This is a genomic window from Spirosoma pollinicola, assembly GCF_002831565.1.
GTDB classification, from domain to species: Bacteria; Bacteroidota; Bacteroidia; order Cytophagales; family Spirosomataceae; genus Spirosoma; species Spirosoma pollinicola.
The window spans coordinates 4,211,952-4,230,160 of sequence record NZ_CP025096.1; the positions used below are offsets into that span (position 1 = coordinate 4,211,952).

The window sequence follows — 18,209 nt, forward strand, 5'->3', positions numbered from 1 at the left end:
GTAATAGAGATAAAGTCAGGCTTTACTGACCTCGCAGCCGAGCCGGTTGAACGATATTGATGTCTTATTTTACGCTATAGGCAATGATCCGATTTGTGCCAAAGGAGGGCACATAAAGCGTTTTGGTTCGGCTGTCGTAGCTTATATCGTTGGCCATGATGCGATTGGCCCGGCTATCCAATAACACTTGATTGGTTCCATCCGCCATCACATAGTACAAAATCCCTTTGTAGTTGCTGAGAATAAATTCATTCCTGCCGACCATCACAATGCCATCGAGTCCGCTTTCAAAGCCATTTCCAATTTGGGTAATCTCTTTGGCTGCATTTACTTTTTGGAACGTAGTCGATCCCGCAACATATAGATCAGAGTTTACGCACAGCAATCCATTCGCACCGGGAATATTTTCGAGGTAAAGAGTGGGTTTGTCTCCCTCGATCCGGTAAACTTTACCCGTGCGCGTATCGCTCACATAAACCACGCCCTTGGCATCCACGGCCAAATCATTCAACATCACCGCGTCTTCAATCGGAATGCGTTTGATAACGGATGCTTTGGCGACATCGATCACCGCAACGGCGGCTAATTCGGCGGTATAGAATAACCCATTAAACAAGGCCGATCCTTTGTTGGCATTCAGACCCGTTACCCAATCAGACTTGATAATTTTCCCATCAAGACTCATGCGCACAACACTGCCCGCATTCATGCTGGATACGTAAAGGGATTTTGAGATTGGATCGAATAATGCGGACTCTGGACCTTTCAAGGTGATCGAGTCGGATTCCCATAATTTCCTGAGCTGATGCTGAGCGAAGGATGCTGAGGAAAACAATAGTAGGATGGTCACGACTAGTAACTTGTTCATAGCGATTAGGTTTAGGATTCCGTTTTAGGGCTTTTTTGGGGCTTCAACGTTCGAGAAATTTAATACTCCCTGTGGCAATCGCAACCCTTTGATCGTAATGGCCGACAATTCTTGATCGAACTGCTTCCACTCATCCGTCATAAATTTCACGTCGGCAGCTCCTGCGTTTTCCAGCATGTGCGCCATTTGGGTGGTGCCTGGAATGGGCACAATCCACGGTTTTCGAGCGATAAGCCAAGCCAGCGAAATCTGGGCAGGAGCGGCCTGTTTACGCTCAGCCCAGCTCTGTATCAATTTCACCAAGGCCATATTGTTGGGTAGATTCTCCGGGGAGAACCGACCTTCAATGCCGCGAATGTCACCAGAAGCAAACCGCGTATTCGCATCAATGGCTCCGGTCAAAAAACCGACACCCAACGGACTCCAACAAACAAAGCCAATGCCCAATTCCTCACAAAGAGGAAGGATGGCTTCTTCCGGCCCTCGCCATAGCAGCGAATATTCATTCTGAATCGCTGTTACTGGATGAATGGCATGGGCGCGTCGAACGGTTTGTGGGCCTGGTTCAGACAAGCCGTAATGCAAAACTTTACCCTGACCGATAAGATCTTTAATCGCCCCAACAACGTCTTCAATCGGAACCGCCGGATCGACCCGATGCTGATATAATAAATCAATTCGGTCAGTGCGAAGGCGTTTCAGCATGCCTTCGACTACTTCCTTTATGTGTTCGGGACGACTATTCAAACCAGGCAGACGCTGGCCTGTTTTCTGGTCGATGTTCCAACCGTACTTGGTTTCGATCACAATTTTGTTTCGGAACGGGGCAACGCTTTCACCCAGAATCCGCTCACATTCAAAGGGGCCGTAGGCTTCTGCCGTATCAAATAAGGTAATCCCACTATCAAAGGCTTTCTGAATGATTTTGATCATGTCGGGCCGGTAGGGAATCGTTGTTTGGTAGGTACGATGCATATTCTGCACACCCAGGCCCACACTGGAGACCTCTAATGTGCCTAATTTACAATGTCCTGGTTTAGCCATTGGAGCAAATGAAGCGGGTTGATTTGTTGAAACCGTTGCGCCTTTCGTATCGTGCCTAAACAATGCCCCGCCTGCTAATGCCAATCCTGTTTTAAGTAGGTTGCGCCGGGTTGAATCCGTATTCTGGTTGCCGTTCGTTATAGGCTGCATAGTGATCGGGTTTTAAAGACATTGGCTAATTTTTAACGGGCCTCATCAGCCGAGAGAACGAGAGTTGTCCTAACGACCATTTGCCGTTTTGGTTGACGAAAACTTCCGTCACCATAAAGGGATTGGTGACCTCGTTTCCACCCACAACGGCCACCAGATCTAGGTCACTTAACAAGATGGCTGTATTGCCAATCTGATGAAAGGTCGTTGAATAGACGTTCGCTTTTTTGTACCAGATATTCCCGCTTTTGATGACCTCTAATTCCTGGCTTTTCCCCCAACTTCCACCCATGTGAACAAACATGGATTGGTCGTTAAATAAGGTCGTTAGCTTGTCCACATTCTTATCGGACATCCAACCCCATTTATCCTTTGAGAGCGTAATGATTTCCTGTTCCTGACTGCTGGCAGATTGGGCGAAGGCCAGTTGCAAACTGGCAATAGCCACAAAAAAACTGATAACCAAGGTTTTCATGCTGATTCGTTGTGGGTTTAGATTGGGGTGGAGATCATTTTTTACCGGCGTATTCATCGTCGGTCACTCGTTTGAACCAGATTGTTTTCCTTTCTGAGTTGGGGTTGTCGCTAGGTAGGTAATACCACTGGTTGGGGTAGCCCCATGCCAGTGTTCGACATCAGGCTGACATTTGATGATTTCACCTTTGCGGACGGTTTGCCGTGGTTTACCTCGTTCCTGATAATACCCTGTCCCTTCAGTGAAGAGCAGAATCTGCCCAGCGGGGTGCGTATGCCAGTCGAGCCGGGCACCTGGGTCGAAAACGGCCTGGGCGATGCTGTAGGCAAAAGTGCTATCTGGCCCACTCAATTCGTTGAGCCAAACATTACCTTGGTGATTAGGTGTCGATGATAGGTCACCTTTTGGGAAAATAGGGGATGACTGCGCAATCGCTCCACATGACAGGGTGAGCAGGACTAAAATTGCAGCGAATTTGACCTGGGATTTAGTGGTCATTGTTTAGTGGTTTAGTTCGTTATTTTTCGTTCGCCTAACCATTTGACCATCGTCGGATCACGGTGATCAAAAAACAGACTGGCGTTTGTATCCAGGGTTTTGATGGCTTCCATGTCATCGGTGCTTAGCTCAAAATCGAGGCTATTAAAGTTCTCCTCCATGCGCTCTTTACGAACCGATTTAGGGATGGCCACTACGCCCCGTTGCGTAAGCCACCGCAAGACAATTTGGGCAATCGATTTATTGTGCTTTGCAGCGATGGAACCCAGCTGTTGATTATGAAACAGATCGTTTTTCCCTTCCGCGAACGGCCCCCATGATTCGATTTGTACCTGGTTGTCGATGAGAAATTTCTGCGTTTCAAATTGTTGGTGAAACGGATGGGTTTCAACCTGATTCACCACCGGAACGATCTCGTTATGGACGATTAAGTCGATCAGCCGATCAGGTTGAAAATTGCTGACACCGATGGCCCGAATCCGTCCTTCTTGATAAAGCTCCTGCATGGCGCGCCACTCGCCGTACACATCGCCCATTGGCTGATGAATTAAATACAGATCCAGGTAGTCGAGTTGCAATTTTTTCAACGAAGCATCGAAGGCTTTCTTCGTGCCCTCATAGCCATTCGACTGAATCCAAAGCTTGGTGGTGATAAACAACTCGTCGCGGGCTACGCCACTTTTTTTGATGGCCTGGCCAACAGCTTCTTCATTCCCGTAGGAAGCCGCAGTATCGATGAGCCGATACCCCGTAGCAATCGCATCCAATATGCTTCGTTCACACTCATTCAGATCAGGCACTTGAAACACGCCAAATCCAAGGATGGGCATTGCTACCCCATTATTCAAAACGATTTGTTGCATAGGTATTTACAAATGACAGGAGCAAAGGTCTCCCCATTTATTAGCCCGATTGGTATACAGATTACGGGGATTACTACCATTATTCCTGATTCATGATTTTGTCTCTGGTAAGCAGATCAGAAAGCGGTAGTTTTGGAATAGAGAAACTGACAATACTATGGATACGCTACGCCGATTTGAGACCATAAGCGACTACAACACGTTTAATAAAAATGAAACCCTTCATCCGCTGATTAGTGTGGTGGATCTCTCAAAAGCCGATCCCCGGCAAGGCTCTCGCATGTATTTTGGGTTTTACACCATTTTTCTAAAAGAGGTTAAATGCGGGGATTTGGTCTATGGACGGCATACATATGATTATCAGGAAGGAACCTTAGTATTTATGGCACCTGGGCAGGTAGCGGGCATGAATAGCAATGGCGAAACGTATCAGCCCAAAGGCTATGCGCTAGTCTTTCATCCCGATCTCATCCACGGGACATCACTAGGGCGAACGATTCAGGAATACAATTTCTTTAGTTATCAATCGTATGAATCACTTCATTTATCCAGTCGAGAGCGAAGTATTGTGATGGACTGTTTTTCTAAGATTGATTACGAACTAGAACACGCCATCGACAAACATAGTAAACGCTTGATTGTCGCCAACATCGAATTGTTCTTAGGGTATTGCATACGGTTTTACGACCGTCAATTCATTACGCGAAATACAGTCAACAAGGGCATTCTGGAACGATTTGAGCGTTTATTGAATGAATATTTTCAGACCGATAAACCTCAATTGATTGGCTTGCCTTCGGTTACTTACTGTGCGGGTGAATTGAATTTGTCATCTAACTATTTTGGCGACCTAATCAAAAAAGAAACCGGCAAAACGGCTCAGGAATATATCCACGCAAAGGTGATTGATGTAGCCAAAGAGCGGATTTTTGATCAAGGTAAATCAGTTAGTCAAATCGCTTATGGCTTAGGCTTTAAGTACTCTCAACACTTCATTCGGTTGTTCAAACGGCGAGTTGGCCAATCACCCAACGAGTATAGGATGCTAAACTAGAGCTACATAGGACTTGACCGTCTCTATAAACGCCCCATTTTATAAAGCAGCCGTTACTTTACTTCTTGCCAAGCTAAGTAGCGGTAAACCGTCGCTCGGCTTAAGTGAAATAACTGGCCAAGCTCTAAAATCGTATGAGTTTTAAGAGAGTACATAGACTTAACAGCCCGTGCTTTCGCTTGGGCTTCGGGCGTACGTCCGCCGTGCGTCCCCTGGCTCGAGCCGCAGCTAAACCTGCTTTGGTTCGTTCCCGGATCAAATTTCTTTCAAATTCAGCTAATGACGCAAACAGGTTAAACACCAAGCGACCTTGGGCGGTGGTGGTATCGATGGTATCATTCAGACTGCGAAAACCAATTCCTTGGGTCTGAAAGTCGTTGACTAGCGTGAAAAGTTCTTTTAACGACCTGCCCAGCCGGTCAAGCTTCCAGACAATAACCGTATCATCTTCTCGCAGAATTTCCAGTAGCTTCCGCAATTGGGGTCGTTCTTTAGCCGAGGAAACTTTCTCCTGAAAGATCTTTTGACAACCTGCTTTTTTCAGGTCATCCAGTTGCAGGGCTAAATTTTGATCTTGCGTTGATACGCGTGCGTTGCCAAATAACATAAAAAAGCCGAAACCGTTTCGAAGATGTGTACTGATAAAGCTCACTTTTGTGAAGATGCATCTAATAGTCAGTTGGTTGCGGCCGTATGCTACGAGATAGGGATGAGAGATATGAATTATTAGCTTTTCAACAAATAGAGCCTTTGATGGGATAGCGAGGTTCAATATCTGCCCAATACTATTCAACGTATGCATTCCAACTATTTTCGAATTCCCTTATCAAGGTCTCTATACCCTCAAAAGGGAACTTGCAATTGTCAACTGATTGTTATATAATTGTCAACTGATAATTGCAACTATGAAAACTAATCAGCACTTAGCCCCCCACCTAACGGGACTGCGAGCCAAAAGACCTGTTCAAATTAAACCCAACGGACTGGATATACGGCTTAATCAGTTAGCTCAACAACTCGGCGTTACCCTCAAAGAATTAGCTCCCTTATTGCAGCTCTCGGAAAGTACCCTACACCGACTACGGCGACAAACGGCTTTGAGCGGACCCACGGCCGAACGGGTTGAGTTATTGCAGCAAGTGATCCAGCATGGTCTGCGGGTGTACGCTGACGATGAGCAGGCCTTGCAGGACTGGCTGCGCTATCCGCTAGGCGAGTTAGATGGTCGTACTCCGTTGCAAACGCTAACGACCATTGCCGGTTTCACCCAAGTCAATGATGTGTTAGGCAGGATTGAACACGGCATCTTCTACTAACACGCTCCTCGAATTACCCACCTGACTACATGCTGGTTTACCGCTTACTACAGGCCGCTTATCGTCATGAGCCCCTGTCTGGACAAGGAGCTGCCTTGTACGGCGGCCGTTGGAACCCCAAGGGGCTATCGCTGCTGTATACCACCGAATCCCCAGCCTTAAGCTTGCTGGAAGTGATGGTACATCTTAATCCTAAACACATACCTCCGTATTACTTAGTCACCATTGAGGTGCCAGACTCGATACGTTCTTTTCAAGAGCAGGACCTGCCAGCTGATTGGCGAGCCACGGGGAGTGGCCCCCTGTCCTCTCAAACCTTTCTAATGGATTGGCTTCAAAGTCCGGACCGCTTAGTTGTCCAGGTGCCCAGTACGGTGGTACCCATCATGGCAAACTATTTGATAAATCCCCGTCATGAACTGTTTTCCCGTTGTCAAGTCGTCAGGTCGGAAGTATTCGAAATTGATGAGCGGCTGTATGATTCTTCGCGACGCGGACACTAGTTAGCTGAAGGCCAACTAATTAAACAGGCATGATTATGAACATTTCTCTGTCTCAAGGGGGAGCATTTAGATGAGATAACTATATAGCTAAATCAATTTGCTTGCCTCCTCTACCACGGCTTTAATAAAGGCCGATGAGACGGCTTTGGGACGCTGATCGGTCGTAATTAAATTATGTCTACGTGCTTAATTCGCCGGATTGGATACGCCTGATTAACCGTGTTGAACACTTTTTTGAATTCGATCAGTCGCTTAGAGAGCAGACCTTCCACTTCACTATCTGAAAACAATAAACCGATTGGGCAACTCAATTTCTGGTAATAAACAGTAGGTTTTAAGCTTAAGTAGTGTTGCTCCCAACGAGATAGCACTGAACTTGCTACATTTGACTGGAGACTTTTTTTAGGCAGATTTGAGGCCAAACTTCAATTTGACCATGGTTAAACGACCGCAATGGCGGACCATGTGTGTTTGACGAAGCATTCAAGGAAATGGCCCGCCCCGGCGTACCGGTCGAGCTGTCTTATGCAAAAGGATCCATTCAAGAGGCAGCTCGCGAATTGGACATCGATCCGGGACGAATCAGCAAATGGAGACAACGGCACAAAAAAAACGATCGAATTCTCCCTGACAATACCACCCTTACGGACGAACAGCAACAGATCAGAAGGCTACAACGAGAGCTCAGAGAAGCTCAGATGGATCGGAGCGCCGAAGCGACGCGATATACTAAAGAAGGCGGTCAGCATCTTCTCCAGGGGAGACGGGAAATTTTCCGATTTATAAAGGAACACGCCAACGAATTTCCCACGGTCCGCCGCGCGGTTGAGAAGATGTGTAAAGTACTGAACGTGAGTAGCAGTGGCTATTATTATTGGCGTAAACATCCAGTTGGAAGCAGGCAACTGAATCAAGATAAGTTGATCAACCACATCCGACAAGTGCATGGCAAAAGCCAATCTCGGTACGGTAGCCCCCGGATTGCGGATGAACTCCGCGAGCAGGGAGTGAAAGCCTCCCGTAACCGCATTGCCAGACTGATGAAGAAGGTAGGTCTTCGTAGCCTCATGTACAAAAAGTTTCGAGTGCAAACTACGGAATCAAATCACAACTACTCCATAGCTGAAAACGTGCTGAATAGAGAGTTCACGGCCGATAAACCAGGGCAAAAGTGGGTCTCAGACCTCACTTATATCGCCACTGGTCAAGGGTGGCTTTATCTGACGGTAATTTTAGATCTGGCCGACCGAAAAGTGATTGCAGGGCCGCCTGTGCGGCTGGGCCATGAGCGATAGTATGAAAGCGATGGAGACAAGTGTGGCAGCTTGGCGTATGGCCCTCACAAATAGAGCAATAAGTGGCCAACTTCTGTTTCATTCAGACCGTGGCATTCAATTTGCCTGCACGGACTTTAAGGATGAACTAAAGGACTTGCCGGTGGTGCAAAGTATGACCGGGCTGCCGATGCAGTCGGAAGGGAAACTGTTGGGATAATGCCGTTGCCGAGAGCTTTTTCAAGACCCTCAAGTGCGAGATGGTCAATCATACTTATTTTACCACACGGGCAGCGGCTCGGTTGGCTACCTTCGAGTATATCGAGAGTTGCTACAACCGCCAACGGAAACATTCGGTGTTGAATTACCGCACGCCCAGTCAGCAGGAATCTTATTTTTACACTTCCTCAATGGCTGCCTAAAAAAATCTCCACTATAAAGTTGCAAGTCCACATTCACTATTTGCACTAAAGCAATAAACGTAGTTATGATAAGTATCAAAAATTCTATTACTAAAATGGTATATTACTAAGATTAAACCTGCTGCCTTTTACTAGGCAATATTGTAAAACGAGCTTATGACTCTGTCCAGTAAAAGGAAGCAAGACCAAACAGCGCAGGAAGCCACTTATAGGGGCTATCAATAATAGGAAAAGTAGCTACATAACTGTTGTATGTATGCAACAGCAGCCCCCTACCAGACGGCAACTGTTTCGTTGAAAACACCTTCCTATAAATTGTAGTTTACTGATTACCCCTTGCTATTCACACCTATGCTTCGTTCATCCGATTCTGCTGACCAACCAGCAAAACCAAATGACTACGCTAACGACCGTCCGGAAATCGAGCAGCTTACTCGGCTATTTCTGAGCTGGCAGCGCCACCTGGCCAAGGCTATAAGACGGGGTGATACTAAACCACTACACCCATGTTGGACGAGCAAACACCTTCCCATCACGATAAGGCTCTCGCTGAGCGAGTTGACCTGGACTTTGCCTTACAGGCGGCTGGTCTGGGAGTCTGGGAGATCGACTTAACCACCAACCTGATCCGCTGGGATCAGCGATGCCAGGCCCTGTTTGGCTTGACGGCTTCGAATTCGGATCAACTTCGGTATCAGGAAGCGATCCGGGGCATTCATCCCGATGACATCGAGCGGGTCCGACTTGCCCTTCAGGCGGCCATGAATCCATCCACAGACCGACCTTTTGATCTAACCTGCCGAACGATTGGTGCCGAGGATCGACAGCTGCGCTGGATTCGGTTTACGGGCCGAAGCTATTTTAGTCAAACCGGCCAGCCCCTTCGGTTAGCCGGTATTGCCCACGATATCACCCGGCAGGTAGACGAGCAGTTGCAGGCCCAGCAAACCGCCCAGCATCTCCAGGCCGTGTTAGATAGCTCACCGGCGGTCATTAGCTTTCTCAAGCCGGTCCTCAATGAGACCGGTGAGGTGGTAAATTTTGTGCTGGTGGTCTGCAACCAGCGCTTAGCCCAACTCAGTCAAAAATCAATCGATCAACTCCGGCATCAGTCCTTTACTCAGCTTAGTCATATCCTGTGGCAAAACCAGACATTCACCAATCTGCTGTACGTGTTGCAAACGGGCGAGCCGTTCTACCAGGAACAACCCGAACAAACGCCCCAGGGCGAGCGCTGGTTCAGTATTTCCGTGACCAAATGGGATGGTGGGGTGGTCCTGACCGGACTTGATATTAGCCCCCTCAAAGAGAGTCAACGGCAACTACAACAGGGGCTAGGCGAACTTAACGAATTTAAAGAAAGCCGGGCCGACCTTCAGGCGCTACTAGCCCTGGTGCAACAGCGGGGCGAGCTGCTGCGAGCGGCCTCCCATGACCTCCGGGGTAATCTCAACATTCTGTCTGGCGTCATCGGTCTGCTGGAAATTAATGTCCAGCCCAACGAACGCATCCCCCCCATGCTGGAACTCATGCGCCGGAACGTCCGACAGGCCGCCCAGATGATAACGAACTTGTTGGACTATGTCCGCCTGGAAGAAGGCCAGGAACAACTTAATCCGGCCGTTGTTGACGTGTCGGATCTGTTAACCGGCTTAGTAAGGGGCATCAAATCGGTCGCCTTAGAGAAGGGCCTGATGGTGACGGCCACTGGCCCCAAGCGCCTACTGGTCGAGGGCGATGCGCTCAACCTGAACCGGATTGGGCAAAACCTGTTCTTAACCGTCATTAAGTTCACAACGCAAGGGCCCCTTCGGGTGAGCTGGGACGTCGATCCGGATCAAGACTGGTGGTGGTTTAGTGTGGCCAATATCGCATCCGACGAAGAATTACTTCATACTCTGCAGGAAGAGCTCACGGATCTATCCGGCCACCCGGCCACCCTAGAGCACCAATCACTAAGTAGCGCCTTCCCAACACCCCAAACTACCGCAAAAGGTCGTTCGGGGGACGAGATCGGACTCCGCATCGTGCGGCAGTTAGTGGGCCTGTTACGGGCAAAGTTCCAGGTAAAACGCGAGCCAGATGGAGGAGTTAAACTCATTGTTAGCTTGCCCATAAGCTATTCATCGCCTACCCAGTGAAAAGGTAATGACTGGCTGGTCCATGTCATTGGGCCAGGATCGCCTTTAAGGCTGGGAAAAAGACGGAGCTCCGCTGGACACTATGGCCCAGGGTCGGCAGCACGGTCACGCTCACCAGGGATGGCAGGTGATGGGTTGCCCGGGTCAGCGATGCCTGGTAGGGATAGAGCTTGTCCTGAGCACCCAGCATCAGATAAAGCGGGGTTTGTACCGCTTCTAACTCCTGGTTGGAGAGCGCCTGGCGCCACCAGGGGCGAGCGCGAATGACCCCAGGGTGTAAAGCTGAAAATCGATCAGCAGCTTTTCCTGAGCCAGAGGTAGGGGTGGGTCGAGTGGACTAAAAACAACTTCTCGCAAAAAGGCCTGAACCGAGGCGTAAGAAGGGCCTCGTAAGGCCAGTAAGTAAAAGCGGAGTAGAGCAGTAGAAAGTGAGAGCGACTGCAACCCGGCGGGATTGACCAAAACAACCTTCTTGACGAACTGAGGAGCCAGGCGGCAGGCTTTCAGACTAATCAGGGCGCCTAAAGCGTGGCCGATCAACGTAGCCCGGTTAGTACCCAATTGCTCGAGTACCTGGCGGGCCCAGTGACCATACTCATCGGTTCCCGCCTTGGGACTCACGCCCTCGCTAAAGCCGGGCTGTCCATTAATATCGACCAGGCACAAGCGGTAGTTTTTGCTGAGGCTCGTCATGCCCTGGCCAATCAGCCAGACCAGGGAGCTGGCGTTGAAGCCGGGTAAAAACACTAAGGTTTCGTAGACCCGTCGCTGGGGGGTATGGATCCAAACCCGGGCTTGGCCCCAGTCTGTGGTAAGCGTAAGGGGCTGTAGCCACAGGCCGTTGAGCTGCTGAAGGGTGCGGGCCCACTGCTCATTAAACTGGGTCGCCTGAAGCGGATCTTTGTAGCGGGAGACCATAGACAGCACATAAAGCCAAATGGGTTAGAGGTTAGCCTAAAGATGAGCAAAAAAAGGGTTACCTGTACCGGATGGCGGTTTATATTTTACTTTTTCTGAAGCGGGTTCAAGCCAGAGTGATGGTTAGCGGACCAGTAGGTCAAGCAGCTTTGAGGCTGCTTAGTGGAAGCTCGATTATAAACGGAGTGCCCTCGCCTGACTCTACGAGCAGGGCTTGTAGATCGTTACGATTCCGACTGCTACATACTGAGCGTTCGCCCAGATTCCTCATGATCGTGGCTGGGAATCGGGCAGTGATGAAAAAAGAGCTTCTTTCGTAAAATGCGACAGCGACTTGAACGAACCGGTATTGTAATTGACTTGGAAAGGCTACCTGAACCCTGCCATTGGGAACAATGGGTAGCGGTGTGCTAGAGGGGTGTGAGTTGTCGGCTTCAGTAAATAGTTAGACGGGCTAACCAAGCCGGTTGTATCCACTACTTTATCGACCATCCTTTATCTACGTATCCGCACTGTCCATGTTGTCAAAGTTGAGTACGATGATCAATTCTTTTTTAGTCGACAAGCAATCGCAATCAATCTGGACATCGTATATGCACCTTTCCCAGTTTAGCATAAATAACCAACCTGTCCTGATGGATATACGGATCAGTCCCAACGAACTGGACACCATTGAGCAGTACCTCAAGCTGGCCAGTAGCGACCAATTACAAGAACAGTTGCGGTATGCAACCTACTCTCAAGAGGAGTTGACCCTTATTTTCCCATCCATCCGAAAGCTGTTGGAATACGGAGCCAGGCAAAACAAAAAGTTAACCCGCCCCGCTATCCGTCACAATTACGCCTATATGTACCAGGCGGGCCAAAACAACCCCAGGCACACACTTATGCTCGTACTGACCTATACCCGGGTATTGGAGGAGCTACTAGGGACTTACAAACTTGCCTTGGACAAACACCGCCTGGAGGAGGCCAACAAGCACTTCATGGAGCAGAAACGCGTTAAAGACTGGCTGTTTTCGTTGCCCATTGCCGATATGAGCGAAGGGCAATACAGCCAATTTCGCCAACTTATTGGCGGTTAACAACCTAGCAGCTGCCTTGATTTACGAGTGCCAACGACTGAGCCAATTTATAAAATCAGTACGCTTAATAGATTTACTAAAACTAGGCGTTTGTTACCGAGTTACCTTAACAATTAACTACTATTTATGTCTACCCTTTTCAAAACAGCGCGCCTGCTATCAGCTATACTCACGTCCCTGTTTATCTTGACCCTGCCCGGCTGCCAGGATCACCGCCTCCCTCAACCCGGCCAAGTGATTCAACCCACCGGACCTAAACCGGACTGGGGTCCAACGATTGGGGCCCAAATGCAGGCCGTCATTGAGGAACTGGGACGACTTAGCCCTATTCCTCTCAACGAGTTAACGCCCCAGCAGGCCCGTCTCCAACCCTCCTTCAAGGATGCGGTGAATTCGCTGCTTGATAAAAACAACATTCCCCGGCCCACAGCGAATGTTACCGTGAGCCAGCAGATGATTCCCGGCGCGGGGGGAACGCCCATTAGGATTGTAGTTTATACTCCTAAAAATGCTATGGGTCCCCTACCCGTGATTGTCTACTATCATGGGGGCGGCTGGGTGATTGCCAGTCCCGAAGTCTATGAGTACTCCACATTGGCCCTGGCCGAGGAGACTGGTGCGGTGGTGGTTTCGGTCGATTATCGACTCGCTCCGGAAAATAAATTCCCAACGGCCCATGAGGATGCCTTTGCGGCCTATCAATGGGTGAAGACCAACGCGGCCAGCTTGAACGGCAATCCAGACAAGATAGCCGTAGCCGGTGAGAGTGCCGGAGGCAATATGGCTATTACGGTAAGTATGATGGCGCGTGACCAGAACATTGGGTTGCCGGTCCATATCTTATCGGTGTTCCCGGTGGCGAATAATGATCTGAATACGCCCTCCTACAATCAATATGCCAATGCCAAGCCACTCAATCGGCCCCTGGTCCAATACTTTACCAGCAATTATTTTAACTCGCCGGCTGATGGGGATAGTCCGCTAATCTCTTTAGTAGATGTGGCTAACCTGAAGGGTCTACCCCCCACGACCATCATCGGGGCCGAGATTGACCCCTTGCAAAGCGAGGGTATGCAGTTGCGCGATAAGCTTCAGGCTTCGGGGGTAACGGTGAGGTATCAATTATTTACGGGGGCTACCCACGAGTTCTTTGGTATGTACGCCATTGTGCCTCAAGCTCAGCAGGCGCAGGAACTAGCGGCTACTCAGTTAATAAATGCCTTTAAGTAGGGCCCATACTAATCCGCTCCCTTATAGCCATGAAGGGAGCGGATTAGTATGGAGCCCACGGGCTAAACCTTTCGGTAAAGCCCCAGCCATTGATGGCCGCTTGATTCCCTTCACCATTTGTTTACTCAACATGAACTACATTTCGTCTACGGAAGACGCCCTGGTTGATGCATTACGAAATCACCAGTCAGCCGATTTTTCCCGGCTTTATAGGGCTTACGCACCCGCTTTGTACGGCGTCCTGCTGCGGATGGTCAACGATCCGATTCGGGCCGAAGATTTACTCCAGGATGCTTTTATCAAAAATCTGGTTAAATAGCCAACAGTACGATCCTGCCCAGGGTCGGCTGTTCACCTGGTTGCTCACTATCACTCGCAATGTGGGCTTGGATGAACTGAGGGCCAGGAAAGTAGAGCAAAAGAGAAGCGTGTGTAGCTATGATTGGACCGATGAGGTAAGCGCACCTGATCTTCTGGAGGGTACGCTTACTGGATCCCTGATAAGCTCACTGGCGCCGAACTACCAAGCCGTGGTGGCGTTGATGTATTACCAGGGCTTCACCAGCCAGGAGGCAGCTAAAAAACTAAAGCTGCCGTTGGGGACGGTTAAGACGCGGGTACGTACCGCCTTACAACAATTGAGAGCGCAGTTTAACGCTGATATCCGGCAGTACCAGACGGTGAGTAGCTTCTAACTCTGCATGATGCCAAGCTACCTGTTGCCCACTGGCCAAATAGCAGCGTATCTAGTTAACGAATAGTTGGCATAACAGGTTTGAGTCTACTGGTTTTCGCTTAATGCCCCTATTATCTCCAACTAATCAACCCTAACCCGGTCCAGTAGCGTTTTAACCTACATCGGATAAAACGCGCAGTCTTGGGCCGTTTTAAAGCCGAACTAGTTGAGTTTATCAGCTATTTCGGTATAGGTTTTTCTACCCCTACGTAGCTCCTTAGCCAGGCCCTCCGCTTTGCGGGATTCGGGGTTATCAATAGCCCGCTGCCGGTTGGCTGCGGCTCCCTTTGCCTGAGCCTCGAAAGTCATGTTCTCAGGTTTGCCCAAAGTCGCTCCCTGGGCAATCTTTGCCTGCAAAGCCGCCTTGGTGCGTGAGCTGATGAGTTCCCTTTCGTGCTGCGCCAGTGTCGCAAAGATGCCAATGGTTAAGGTGTTGGCATCGGGCATATCGACACACTGAAAGTTGACGCCCGAATCCCTCAGCGTGAAGATAAATGATGCGTTACGGCTCAAGGGGTCCAGCTTGGCAATGACCAACATCGCGTTTTCTTTCTTTGCCCGGTCGATGGCCTCCGCCAGCTTTACCCGCTGGTTGTTCTTGCTGGATTCGATTTCTGTAAACTCAGCAAGTATAACCGCTCGGCGGTCCGACCCTTTCACGTAGCCAGCCACGGAGGACCGCTGTGCTTCTAAGCCTAAACCGGAATCCCCCTGCGCCCTGATCGATACCCGGTAATAAGCTACGTACTTAGTTTGGCCGCTGGCCAAGGTTGAGATTGTTTGTTTCTTTGTCATTGCCAGTTAATTAAGTACTTGGTTGAGCCGAAACGTTAAGCCTAGATGCCGTCTAGCCAGCGAGTCGACCAATGCCTGCGCTAGGTTTAGCCGTTCGTTCTGGGTGATGGAGTTCGTATGTTGAAAAGCCTTAATCAGGTACCAACCCTGTCTATGCCAATCCCACACCTCTACCTGATAGTCAATCATTAACAAATTGTTTACGTCGCTGAGCTGAATCGTCGCGTCCGCTCATTGTATAAATCTAACACCCGGTCATCCATTACAGGCGCATGTCTCAGCTCAAGGGCTAACAACTCTTCCCGGCCGATCGAGTGCGCCAGAATTTCGAACTTGACTTCGCGTTCCACCCAAAGTGAGCTTTTTCCCAACTCAACGGCTTGATCCAGGATAGCTGTGAAGATCTGGCTGGTGCGCTGTTGATTCTGAGTTGCTGTTAGTAGTCCCCCAATAATCTTGATACAGTCAGCATAGTCAAAGTCCAAACCGGGTAGTTCTACACTTACCCATTCATCAGCTAATTGCCGGATGAACTCTTTTTGTGGTTCTGACTCCATCACTACGGGGCTTTGGCTTTTAGGTCATCAAGCTTTACCTGGAACCGGTCTAACCGATCTTGCAGGGCTGGTACTCTATTTAAGTTGTTCTGTTGCTTTTGCCAAGACCACTCAAAGGCCTCAGCAGCTTGTTCAACCGACCGGGCCAAGGCGAGTCGTCTGGTCAAATTGGTTTTGATCCATGCTGTATCCATGACGAATGCCTGGTTATTATCTCTTAAATATACCTGTTTTATAGCCTTTTTAACAAGGCTTGAACGTCTGTTGAAGACCTTTTGTAAAAATCATCCTTGCTCATAGGCCACGAACCCGCATTTCTATCTGAAGACAACGTCTAAGATATCCCAGCCGAGTCTTTAATCGGTCCAAAGGTCGTAAGCTTTGCCGACGCGTTAAGGTACCTCTGCTGGGGTTGGTCGCTCACGCTTTGTGAGTGGCATCAAGTTACAGACTACTGGACATTTTGAGAACATTAGTCTAGTCTGGTTAAATTGGAGCTATCTAATACTTAGCCCCTACTTCCAATGCTGCCTGCTACTTTTCAGCAAATTACGCCCCATCTGGCTCCCTTCAGTCGAGGAATTATCAAAAACTTGTTCCTCATTGCTCAAGCTCTGCTCACTAGCCGCAGCAGCAATCTGAACACCGTCAAAGACCGTTTAGGTGCGCTCCTGGGCAAGGCCAACCGGCAACCCGCCAGCCACTATAAACGACTCATCCGTTTTTTCAATACGAGTCAGCTGCATCAGTTGACTAGGGCCATTCTGAGGTGTACGGTTACGCTCCTCAGTGGCCGAGTCAGGTACCTTATTCTAGATGCAACTACTTGGCGATTAGGTCAGAAAAATGTGCATTTGCTCGTATTAAGTCTTCTCTATCAAGGGGTTGCCATACCCATTCTGTGGCGTGATCTAGACAAAAAAGGCCACAGTAATGCGCGTGAGCGGCAGTCATTTATGGAGGAAGCTACTCAACTTTACAACTTAAAGGGAAAGATTCTACTGGCTGACCGGGAGTACACGGGCCAGCTCTGGTTCACTTTTCTCCATCAACAGGGGATTGACTGCGCCGGCAGCCCGGTTCGTGATTCGCCTGCAACGCGAATGCTACAAGCATGATACGCTAAAAAGCTATCGAAGTCTAGAGAAAAAGGCCTTGCGCCGGAAGCGGGCCGTGTGGACGTGGCTAAACTAGCCCGACTGTCGACTCAAACTAGTGATGTGTCGCAACGAAGACCCACGTCCGCCAAAGGACCCGCGCAAACGGGTAGAACCAGTCTTTTATTGGCTGACCAGCCTGGACAATGCTCAGGCTGCGCCAGCTCATTACCGCAAGCGGTGGCGCATCGACCGGGGCGCCGGAGCGACAGTGTTTCAAAGCACTCAAAACGAACGGTTTTGATTTGGAATCGATGAAACGCTCCGGCGTCCCGGTTCAAACAATCGGCCAAGATTGAACTGCTACTGGCCCTGGTGGTCTTTGCTTACGTGCTGAGTGTAGAAGCGGGCGAAGCGGACAGCGAGCAAATCGGAACGAAAACTTACCGGAATGGCACTAGCAGTCCGGCGCAGTCGCTGTTCAAGAAGGGATTGGAGGTGCTTAATGCGACGCTGCTGGTCTTTGATCAGTTTATGGGCTACCTGCTAGGTATTTTCAAGTCGGCAAAACCGCGTCGATTCCGTTTTGTCCAGTAGTCTGGCGGTTATACCCCAACTGTGTTAGGTACCCCATAGTTGTTAATCCTCTTTTGTATTGATCTGTATGCCACTACAATCTTGCCCAATTAGAGTTGATCGCTACTAATGAATCAAATCTTTTTCTCGAACATGAGATCCGTACAAGGCGTAGGTTAACATCACCACTTCACAAAAAACGGTAAGCAGCCAGGTCCACCGCCAGGAACCCAATAAATCGGCTAGCCCTCCCTGTAGCAGCGTAAAAACGGCTCCCCCGAACACGGCAGAAATAAAGATGCCGGATGCTTTTGAGGTATATTGGTTCAGCCCTTTTATCGTTAGTGAGTAAATGCAGCTCCACATCGAAGAATGCAGTAATCCGATCGCCACTAACAACCACAAATTCTGGGTAAGCATGGCGGTAACCGCAAACGCCGTAGCTAGCGTGGTTGTGGTAATCAACTGCGTCCGGGCCGAAATCCTCCCTAAAAAGCTGGAAATGGCTCTCCCTACCAGAAAGCCGCCCCAGTATAGCGTCGACAACAGGGCATGAATGCCCAGATCGAGTCCACCCAGAACGATATCTGTTTTGCCCACTAGCTAG

25 protein-coding genes and 1 pseudogene are annotated in these 18,209 nt (G+C 49.3%); 14 read left to right on the forward strand and 12 right to left on the reverse strand.

Going from position 1 to position 18,209, the window contains the following annotated elements:
* Positions 1-64 precede the first annotated feature (64 nt).
* From CWM47_RS17670 to CWM47_RS17690, 5 genes are read right to left on the reverse strand one after another with little or no spacing between them, the layout of a single operon-like run.
* Positions 65-868 (reverse strand): SMP-30/gluconolactonase/LRE family protein, encoded by an 804-nt coding sequence (locus CWM47_RS17670; RefSeq protein WP_157815990.1) that lies wholly within the window; start codon positions 866-868, stop codon positions 65-67.
* A gap of 24 nt (positions 869-892) precedes the next feature.
* Positions 893-2,062, reverse strand: coding sequence for an aldo/keto reductase (locus CWM47_RS17675; RefSeq protein ID WP_100989565.1), 1,170 nt, complete (start codon positions 2,060-2,062; stop codon positions 893-895).
* 25 nt (positions 2,063-2,087) lie between these two features.
* Positions 2,088-2,594, reverse strand: coding sequence for a nuclear transport factor 2 family protein (locus CWM47_RS17680; RefSeq protein WP_240625941.1), 507 nt, complete (start codon positions 2,592-2,594; stop codon positions 2,088-2,090).
* A 6-nt stretch (positions 2,595-2,600) separates the two neighbouring features.
* Positions 2,601-3,035, reverse strand: a complete 435-nt coding sequence (locus CWM47_RS17685) for a cupin domain-containing protein (RefSeq protein WP_206170661.1) — start codon at positions 3,033-3,035, stop codon at positions 2,601-2,603.
* An 11-nt stretch (positions 3,036-3,046) separates the two neighbouring features.
* A complete protein-coding gene (locus CWM47_RS17690) occupies positions 3,047-3,898 on the reverse strand; it encodes an aldo/keto reductase (RefSeq protein ID WP_100989567.1) in 852 nt (283 codons plus the stop codon).
* Positions 3,899-4,055: 157 nt separating this feature from the next.
* Here CWM47_RS17690 and CWM47_RS17695 point away from each other — a divergent pair, with 157 nt between their 5' ends.
* Complete coding sequence (locus tag CWM47_RS17695) at positions 4,056-4,952, forward strand: helix-turn-helix domain-containing protein (RefSeq protein ID WP_100989568.1); 897 nt, start codon at positions 4,056-4,058, stop codon at positions 4,950-4,952.
* Positions 4,953-5,076: 124 nt separating this feature from the next.
* Here the strand turns inward: CWM47_RS17695 and CWM47_RS17700 are convergent, their stop codons facing one another.
* A complete protein-coding gene (locus CWM47_RS17700) occupies positions 5,077-5,754 on the reverse strand; it encodes a recombinase family protein (protein ID WP_394342005.1) in 678 nt (225 codons plus the stop codon).
* 103 nt (positions 5,755-5,857) lie between these two features.
* Between CWM47_RS17700 and CWM47_RS17705 the strand changes: the two genes are divergently transcribed.
* From CWM47_RS17705 to CWM47_RS17730, 6 genes and pseudogenes are all read left to right on the forward strand, one after another.
* The gene (locus tag CWM47_RS17705; protein WP_100989569.1) at positions 5,858-6,268 is read left to right on the forward strand and encodes an antitoxin Xre/MbcA/ParS toxin-binding domain-containing protein; all 411 of its coding nucleotides are present in this window, start codon (positions 5,858-5,860) and stop codon (positions 6,266-6,268) included.
* Positions 6,269-6,297: 29 nt separating this feature from the next.
* The gene (locus tag CWM47_RS17710) at positions 6,298-6,771 is read left to right on the forward strand and encodes an RES family NAD+ phosphorylase (RefSeq protein WP_100989570.1); all 474 of its coding nucleotides are present in this window, start codon (positions 6,298-6,300) and stop codon (positions 6,769-6,771) included.
* Between the two features lie 467 nt (positions 6,772-7,238).
* Positions 7,239-8,066: an IS3 family transposase gene (locus tag CWM47_RS17715; protein ID WP_100989571.1), complete on the forward strand. Its 828-nt coding sequence runs from the start codon at positions 7,239-7,241 to the stop codon at positions 8,064-8,066.
* Complete coding sequence (locus CWM47_RS17720) at positions 8,056-8,265, forward strand: hypothetical protein (RefSeq protein ID WP_100989572.1); 210 nt, start codon at positions 8,056-8,058, stop codon at positions 8,263-8,265. The genes CWM47_RS17715 and CWM47_RS17720 overlap by 11 nt, the downstream gene beginning before the upstream one ends.
* Before the next feature lie 22 nt (positions 8,266-8,287).
* A pseudogene (locus CWM47_RS17725) lies at positions 8,288-8,467 on the forward strand (IS3 family transposase); the annotation flags it as partial.
* A gap of 506 nt (positions 8,468-8,973) precedes the next feature.
* Positions 8,974-10,608 (forward strand): PAS domain-containing sensor histidine kinase, encoded by a 1,635-nt coding sequence (locus CWM47_RS17730; protein ID WP_100989574.1) that lies wholly within the window; start codon positions 8,974-8,976, stop codon positions 10,606-10,608.
* A 216-nt stretch (positions 10,609-10,824) separates the two neighbouring features.
* On the opposite strand, the gene CWM47_RS17735 is transcribed toward CWM47_RS17730, so the two are convergent.
* Positions 10,825-11,526, reverse strand: a complete 702-nt coding sequence (locus tag CWM47_RS17735) for an alpha/beta fold hydrolase (RefSeq protein WP_100989575.1) — start codon at positions 11,524-11,526, stop codon at positions 10,825-10,827.
* Between the two features lie 539 nt (positions 11,527-12,065).
* On the opposite strand from CWM47_RS17735, the gene CWM47_RS17740 reads away from it, so the two are divergent.
* The 4 genes from CWM47_RS17740 (at position 12,066) to CWM47_RS39275 (ending at position 14,536) form a co-directional block, all read left to right on the forward strand.
* Positions 12,066-12,611 carry a hypothetical protein gene (locus CWM47_RS17740; RefSeq protein WP_100989576.1) on the forward strand — a complete coding sequence of 182 codons (546 nt, stop codon included), beginning with the start codon at positions 12,066-12,068 and terminating at the stop codon, positions 12,609-12,611.
* 126 nt (positions 12,612-12,737) lie between these two features.
* A complete protein-coding gene (locus tag CWM47_RS17745; RefSeq protein WP_100989577.1) occupies positions 12,738-13,841 on the forward strand; it encodes an alpha/beta hydrolase in 1,104 nt (367 codons plus the stop codon).
* Positions 13,828-14,160: an RNA polymerase sigma factor gene (locus CWM47_RS39800; protein ID WP_262512019.1), complete on the forward strand. Its 333-nt coding sequence runs from the start codon at positions 13,828-13,830 to the stop codon at positions 14,158-14,160. Before CWM47_RS17745 ends, CWM47_RS39800 begins: the two co-directional genes overlap by 14 nt.
* Positions 14,132-14,536, forward strand: coding sequence for an RNA polymerase sigma factor (locus CWM47_RS39275; RefSeq protein WP_262512020.1), 405 nt, complete (start codon positions 14,132-14,134; stop codon positions 14,534-14,536). Before CWM47_RS39800 ends, CWM47_RS39275 begins: the two co-directional genes overlap by 29 nt.
* 203 nt (positions 14,537-14,739) lie before the next feature.
* On the opposite strand, the gene CWM47_RS17755 is transcribed toward CWM47_RS39275, so the two are convergent.
* Genes CWM47_RS17755 through CWM47_RS17770 form a run of 4 tightly spaced genes read right to left on the reverse strand, consistent with a single transcriptional unit; the run spans position 14,740 to position 16,123 of the window.
* A complete protein-coding gene (locus CWM47_RS17755) occupies positions 14,740-15,372 on the reverse strand; it encodes a recombinase family protein (RefSeq protein ID WP_100989579.1) in 633 nt (210 codons plus the stop codon).
* Positions 15,373-15,378: 6 nt separating this feature from the next.
* Positions 15,379-15,561, reverse strand: coding sequence for a hypothetical protein (locus CWM47_RS17760; protein ID WP_100989580.1), 183 nt, complete (start codon positions 15,559-15,561; stop codon positions 15,379-15,381).
* Between the two features lie 11 nt (positions 15,562-15,572).
* Entirely contained in the window at positions 15,573-15,929 is a 357-nt protein-coding gene (locus CWM47_RS17765) for a hypothetical protein (RefSeq protein ID WP_100989581.1), read from the reverse strand.
* Positions 15,930-15,931: 2 nt separating this feature from the next.
* On the reverse strand, positions 15,932-16,123 hold the full coding sequence (locus CWM47_RS17770; protein ID WP_100989582.1) for a hypothetical protein: 192 nt from the start codon (positions 16,121-16,123) through the stop codon (positions 15,932-15,934).
* A gap of 330 nt (positions 16,124-16,453) precedes the next feature.
* Here CWM47_RS17770 and CWM47_RS17775 point away from each other — a divergent pair, with 330 nt between their 5' ends.
* The 3 genes from CWM47_RS17775 to CWM47_RS17785 all read left to right on the forward strand — a co-directional run bounded on the left by CWM47_RS17775 (position 16,454) and on the right by CWM47_RS17785 (position 17,623).
* Complete coding sequence (locus tag CWM47_RS17775) at positions 16,454-17,047, forward strand: hypothetical protein (RefSeq protein WP_100989583.1); 594 nt, start codon at positions 16,454-16,456, stop codon at positions 17,045-17,047.
* Between the two features lie 100 nt (positions 17,048-17,147).
* Positions 17,148-17,330, forward strand: coding sequence for a hypothetical protein (locus CWM47_RS17780; RefSeq protein ID WP_100989584.1), 183 nt, complete (start codon positions 17,148-17,150; stop codon positions 17,328-17,330).
* A gap of 71 nt (positions 17,331-17,401) precedes the next feature.
* Entirely contained in the window at positions 17,402-17,623 is a 222-nt protein-coding gene (locus tag CWM47_RS17785; protein ID WP_100989585.1) for a hypothetical protein, read from the forward strand.
* A 105-nt stretch (positions 17,624-17,728) separates the two neighbouring features.
* Here the strand turns inward: CWM47_RS17785 and CWM47_RS17790 are convergent, their stop codons facing one another.
* Positions 17,729-18,202: an MFS transporter gene (locus CWM47_RS17790; protein ID WP_206170662.1), complete on the reverse strand. Its 474-nt coding sequence runs from the start codon at positions 18,200-18,202 to the stop codon at positions 17,729-17,731.
* Positions 18,203-18,209: the final 7 nt, after the last annotated feature.